The organism is Vibrio sp. PNB23_22_6 (assembly GCF_052877535.1).
This window is the reverse complement of the sequence record NZ_JBNFXP010000049.1, coordinates 1-5904: the sequence shown is the minus strand read 5'-3', so window position 1 is coordinate 5904 and position 5904 is coordinate 1. Positions and strand designations below refer to the sequence as shown.

Sequence of the window (5904 nt, the reverse complement as noted above, 5' to 3'; positions counted from 1 at the left end):
ACTCAAAGAGAGTGATTCTACTAAGGTGTTTATCGAAATGAATCAGTACGCTGATAATAGATTCCTAGTCTCGCTATTGCTCGCTGGAATGACGTGTTTCAGTCACGGAAATCATGTCTATATAATATCGTCATTCTGAATAGTGAGGCACGAACGTGATTCAGAATCTACTGACCGCTTTTGAAAGGGTTAAGGTGATAATCTGAGATTAAATTGCGTGTGGGTAGTAGATTCCTAGTCTCGCTGTGGCTCGCTGGAATGACGCCGTTGTGTGTTTCCGTAAGCGAAGCGCTCCGTAGTCCGTATTCAAATTAACTTCCTCAAAAGCCATTGAAATACCCAAACGCCCAACAAACTCTTTCTAGGACCTAGGGTATAGGACCTATACCCTAGGATCTTTACTACAAACTCTGCTATTCTCTGGAAAAAATAAATTGAAGGATTAACCTATGAAAATCGCAGTGGCGGGGACCGGCTATGTAGGGCTTTCTAACGCGATGTTGTTAGCTCAAAATCATGAAGTGGTCGCAGTTGATATCATCCCAGAAAAAGTCGAATTGCTAAATAACAAGCAATCGCCAATTGTGGATGCAGAGATTGAGTACTTTCTTGCCAATAAAACACTAAACTTTGTTGCCACGACAGACAAAGCGCTGGCATACCATGGTGCCGACTATGTGGTGATTGCGACACCAACCGATTACGATCCAACAACCAACTACTTTAATACCTCGTCAGTCGAAGCCGTAATCAAAGACGTGATGGCGATTAATCCAGATGCGGTGATGGTGATCAAATCAACTGTGCCAGTTGGTTATACCGCGCGTATCAAACAAGAGATGAACTGTGAGAATATCTTGTTCTCTCCTGAGTTCTTGCGTGAAGGCAAAGCGCTGTACGATAACCTTTACCCATCACGCGTGATTGTCGGTGAGCGCAGTGAGCGTGCAGAAATGTTCGCTGGTTTGTTGGTCGAAGGCGCAATAAAAGAGGACATTCAAGTCCTGTTTACGGACTCGACGGAGGCAGAAGCGGTCAAACTGTTCTCTAATACTTACTTAGCGATGCGTGTGGCGTACTTTAATGAGTTGGACTCTTACGCCGAAGCGCATGGCTTGGATGCGCGCCAAATCATTGAGGGTGTTGGTTTAGACCCACGTATTGGTAATCACTATAACAACCCATCATTTGGTTACGGCGGTTACTGTTTGCCGAAAGATACCAAGCAGCTTCTTGCTAACTACCAAGAAGTACCAAATAACATTATTGGTGCGATTGTAGATGCAAACCGCACGCGTAAGGATTTTGTGGCGGATTCTATTATTAAGCGTCAACCTAAAGTGGTGGGTATTTATCGTTTGATCATGAAGGCGGGATCAGACAACTTCCGCGCCTCTTCTATCCAAGGCATCATGAAACGCATTAAAGCCAAAGGGATTGAAGTAGTGGTGTATGAGCCAGTACTTAAAGAGCAAGAGTTCTTTAATTCACGCGTTATTCAAGATTTAAACGAGTTTAAACAAACGGCGGATGTGATCGTATCTAACCGTATGGTTGAAGAGCTAGCTGATGTTGCTAACAAAGTTTACACCCGCGATTTATTTGGTAGTGATTAATATTATTTAGAATAACCAAGGCCAGTTCATCAGTGACTGGCCTTTATCTTTAAAGGCTTATTTATAATGAAGTATTTAGTAACAGGTGCGGCAGGCTTTATTGGTAGCGCGACCGCAGAAAAGCTTAATGCAGCAGGTCATGAGGTTGTTGGTATTGATAACCTGAACGATTACTACGATGTGAACCTAAAATACGCTCGATTAGCCCGCATTGAAAATCCATTGTTTAAGTTCGTAAATGTGGATATCGCAGATCGCGAAGCAATGGCGCAATTATTCGCTGCAGAAAAGTTTGATCGAGTCATTCATTTAGCCGCACAAGCAGGCGTTCGTTATTCATTAGAGAATCCGCACGCTTATGCTGACTCGAACTTAGTTGGTCATCTGAATATTCTTGAGGGATGCCGTCAGAACCAGGTGCAACACTTGGTGTATGCGTCTTCCAGTTCCGTGTATGGCTTGAATGCTAAAGTGCCATTTGCCACTTCAGACAGTGTTGATCACCCAGTGTCGTTGTATGCTGCCACCAAGAAGTCGAATGAGTTGATGGCGCACAGCTACTCTCATCTTTATGATATTCCGACCACAGGCTTACGCTTTTTTACTGTGTACGGTTCTTGGGGCCGCCCAGACATGGCACCATTTATTTTTACCAAGAAGATCCTGGATGGTGACACCATCGATATCAATAACAACGGCGATATGTGGCGGGATTTCACCCATGTGGATGACATCGTGGAAGGGGTGGTGCGTATCGCGGATGTGATCCCTCAAAAAGATGAGGCTTGGACGGTTGAGACTGGTACACCAGCAAGTAGCTCTGCTCCGTACGCGGTGTATAACATTGGCCACGGTTCACCGATCAATTTGATGGACTTCGTTAAAGCGATTGAAGATGAGTTGGATATTGAAGCGAAGAAGAACTTCCGTGAAATGCAGCCAGGTGATGTATACCAAACTTATGCAGATACGGAAGATCTGTTTGCTGCCACGGGTTATAAGCCGAAAGTGACGGTGAAAGAGGGCGTTGCGGAATTTGTGGCTTGGTATAAGGATTTTTATGGGAAGTAGGGAAATGAAAGGGCCGAGCTTGAGGCCGCGAAGGTGATGAGTTGAGGCTACACCGCGTGTGGGTAATAGATTCCTAGTCTCGCTAAGGCTCGCTGGAATGACGCACCCTCATATTTAAGGGGAGCTAAAATAACCGTCATTCTGAACAGTGAGGAACGAACGTGATTCAGAATCTATTGTCCGTTGATTATGTGGCTTGAGGTTAGGTGTGAAGGCTAGGTGCTTGCTGAAGTTAGATTCTTAGTCTCGCTAGGGCTCGCTAGAATGACGCACTCTCATATTTAAGGGGAGCTAAAATAACCGTCATTCTGAACAGTGAGGGATGAACGTGATTCAGAATCTATTGTCCGTTGATTCTGTGGCTTGAGGTGAGGTGTGAAGGCTAGGTGCTTGCTGAAGTTAGATTCTTAGTCTCGCTAAGGCTCGCTAGAATGACGCACCCTCATATTTAAGGGGAGCTAAAATAACCGTCATTCTGAACAGTGAGGGATGAACGTGATTTTGAATCTACCCACAAAGAGAGCGTTGGTTGAAGGCGCGATTTTGAACCAACGGTTTGTTGATGAAAGACTCCTAGTCTCGCTTTGGCTCGCAGGAATGACGAGATAGCTTGATGTGTGCTTTCCTGTATTCCGTAAGCGAAGCGCTGCGTATTCGGTATTCCAGTCACTTTCTCAAAACTTATTGAAATGCACAAACGTCTCACGTGCTCCACCTAGGACCTAGAACCTAGAACCTCTCACTTTCTTAAAAACCAAAAAGGCCGATGTTTTCACATCGGCCTTTCGATTATTTATCGTCTATTGCGAGATAAATTAAGCTTTAGCTGCCGCCGCTGCACGAGCGATTGCTGCGAAGCCTTTTGCATCTAGTGCTGCGCCACCAACAAGTGCACCGTCGATGTCTGGTTGAGAGAAGTAAGCTTCAGCGTTTTCTGGCTTAACAGAGCCGCCGTATTGGATGATTACTTGCTCAGCTACCGCTGCGTCTTTCTCTGCGATCAGTGCGCGGATAGAAGCGTGGATGCGTTGTGCATCTTCAGCGGTTGCTGCTTTACCAGTGCCGATAGCCCAGATTGGTTCGTAAGCGATGATTGCGCCGTTTAGTGCTTCAACACCGTAAGTGTCGATCACTGCGTTGATTTGACGTGCACATACTGCTTCTGTTTCGCCCGCTTCGTTTTGCGCTTCAGATTCGCCGATACAGAAAACAGGCGTTAGGCCGTTTTCTTTTAGGAAGTTGAATTTCTTCGCGATGAACTCGTCTGATTCGTTGTGGTATTCACGACGCTCAGAGTGGCCGATGATGATGTGAGAAGCACCGAAATCTTTCAGCATTGCAGGAGACATGTCGCCAGTGAACGCACCGCTGTTGTTTAGGTCAGTGTTTTGCGCACCTAGGATGATCTTGTTACCGCCTTCTGCGATTAGACGCTCTGCTAGGTCGATGTAAAGTGCTGGTGGCGCTACTGCTACGTCAACACCTTCTACGCCTTCAAGCTCAGCGTTAAGACCAGTTAGTAGCTCACTTACCATTGCTTTGCTACCGTTTAGTTTCCAGTTACCCATCACTACAGGACGACGCATAGGAATATCTCCCTTATCTTTAATGTAAAAAGTCTATTAATGTAAAAAATCTACGTAAGAATATAACAGAATAATGTGAATAGATCATGATTGGCGTCATGTCTTCTACGGCTTTATATCGCTGGTTGGAGGTGCAATGGTGCTGTTAATGTCATCAATCGCAATCGATTGGTGATCGTGTAGACAGAATGATAGTTCATTTCTCGGAAATTGCCGCCTAGATTGGTATTACTATCACTTGATGTGGGTAGTATCTAGAAAGGAATCAACATGCCTAACTTAGTTTTAGAGTATTCAAGTTCTGTCGATGAGCGAGTGAATGTACAAGGTTTGCTAGAAGATTTGCATAAAGTCGCATTGGATAGCGGTTTGTTTGAGTTGGCCTCAGTCAAATCTCGTGCTTTTGAGTGCCACGACTGGTTAGTTGGTGAAGAGGGGAACAGCGCAGACTTTATTCATATTGGCTTTGATTTGCTGGCAGGGAGAACCCCGGAGCAAAAAAGAGAGTTGTCTCGGGCATTGATGTCAGTATTGCAAGCACAAGCCAGCCACGTGCGTAGTTTGACAGTGAACGTGCGCGATATGGATATTGAGAGCTTTCAAAAAGTGGTGAATTGATAAAAGGTCCTAGGGTTAAAAGATAGATCCTAGGATTCTGGGTTCTAAATCTTGGATTACGGATTACGCGCAAACGTTGTTTCCGGTTAGAAGACAAATACTGTCATTCTGAACAGTGAGGAACGAACGTGATTCAGAATCTATTGTCCGTTGATTCTGTGGCTTGAGGTGAGATGTGAAGGCGAGGTGCTTGCTGAAGTTAGATTCTTAGTCTCGCTGGGGCTTGCTAGAATGACGAGATAGCTTGACGCGTGCTTTGCAGTATTCCGTAAGCGAAGCGCTCCGTATTCGGTATTCCAGCCACTTTCTCAAGAACCGATGAAATGCACAAACGTCTAGCACGTTCTTCCTAGGATCTAGGACCCTAGGCTCTATAACCTTTTCTTTGCCCTTTATTCTGCTCTTCGCTACTCTATAGTCTTTCTAGTTTTTGGATGAAAGTTGATGTTGATTAAAGAGTTACTGTTTTCTTTTCAGGGGCGGATAGGCCGTAAAACGTATTGGATGTGGAACATTGTTTACTACATTTCGATTCTCGGTTTTGGCGTGGGCATCAACAAGTTGCTTCCTGCATTTTCTTACATCATTCTGCCTGTTTTTTTGCTTGCCTTACTTATTCCAGATTTAGCGATTACGACCAAGCGTTGGCATGACCGTAACAAGTCGATCTATTGGTTAGCGTTGAATATTCCTCTGGTCATTGGCCGTATTGCCACGCCGATGACGAATCCGGCTGCTCAAGAGCCATCAATGCCACAAGTGTTTATTGCTTCTCTTTCGTTGATCTGTGGTTTATGGATCCTGGTGGAATGTGGATTTTTGAAAGGAACGGTTGGTCAGAATAAATACGGGCCAGAGCCGGAATAAGTTCTAGAACTATCGATTCGCTGAAAGTAGATTCTTAGTCTCGCTGGGGCTCGCGAGAATGACGCACCCTGGTAAGACCCCACTTCACTAGACACTTAATAGTTATATAATTCAATAAACTATGAGGTGTTATCATGAGCGGAAAA

Annotated in this window: 5 protein-coding genes; 4 read left to right on the top strand and 1 reads right to left on the bottom strand. The window is 44.9% G+C overall.

Annotation, left to right across the window (positions count from 1 at the left end; genetic code table 11):
• Positions 1-449 precede the first annotated feature (449 nt).
• Positions 450-1616 carry a nucleotide sugar dehydrogenase gene (locus ACVA54_RS19425; RefSeq protein ID WP_446649879.1) on the top strand — a complete coding sequence of 389 codons (1167 nt, stop codon included), beginning with the start codon at positions 450-452 and terminating at the stop codon, positions 1614-1616.
• A 66-nt stretch (positions 1617-1682) separates the two neighbouring features.
• On the top strand, positions 1683-2687 hold the full coding sequence (locus ACVA54_RS19420) for an NAD-dependent epimerase (RefSeq protein WP_446642767.1): 1005 nt from the start codon (positions 1683-1685) through the stop codon (positions 2685-2687).
• 815 nt (positions 2688-3502) lie between these two features.
• Here ACVA54_RS19420 and tpiA read toward each other — a convergent pair.
• Positions 3503-4273 (bottom strand): triose-phosphate isomerase, encoded by a 771-nt coding sequence (gene tpiA, locus ACVA54_RS19415; RefSeq protein ID WP_446640273.1) that lies wholly within the window; start codon positions 4271-4273, stop codon positions 3503-3505.
• A 270-nt stretch (positions 4274-4543) separates the two neighbouring features.
• On the opposite strand from tpiA, the gene ACVA54_RS19410 reads away from it, so the two are divergent.
• Both ACVA54_RS19410 and ACVA54_RS19405 read left to right on the top strand, forming a co-directional pair.
• Positions 4544-4891: a 5-carboxymethyl-2-hydroxymuconate Delta-isomerase gene (locus tag ACVA54_RS19410; protein WP_099080001.1), complete on the top strand. Its 348-nt coding sequence runs from the start codon at positions 4544-4546 to the stop codon at positions 4889-4891.
• 444 nt (positions 4892-5335) lie between these two features.
• Positions 5336-5758, top strand: coding sequence for a DUF805 domain-containing protein (locus ACVA54_RS19405; RefSeq protein WP_446609284.1), 423 nt, complete (start codon positions 5336-5338; stop codon positions 5756-5758).
• Positions 5759-5904 lie beyond the last annotated feature (146 nt).

Coding starts and splice junctions, on each gene's coding strand:
- ACVA54_RS19425 (WP_446649879.1), top strand. CDS start 450: ATGAAAATCGCAGTGGCGGGGACCGGCTATGTAGGGCTTTCTAACGCG.
- ACVA54_RS19420 (WP_446642767.1), top strand. CDS start 1,683: ATGAAGTATTTAGTAACAGGTGCGGCAGGCTTTATTGGTAGCGCGACC.
- tpiA (WP_446640273.1), bottom strand. CDS start 4,273: ATGCGTCGTCCTGTAGTGATGGGTAACTGGAAACTAAACGGTAGCAAA.
- ACVA54_RS19410 (WP_099080001.1), top strand. CDS start 4,544: ATGCCTAACTTAGTTTTAGAGTATTCAAGTTCTGTCGATGAGCGAGTG.
- ACVA54_RS19405 (WP_446609284.1), top strand. CDS start 5,336: ATGTTGATTAAAGAGTTACTGTTTTCTTTTCAGGGGCGGATAGGCCGT.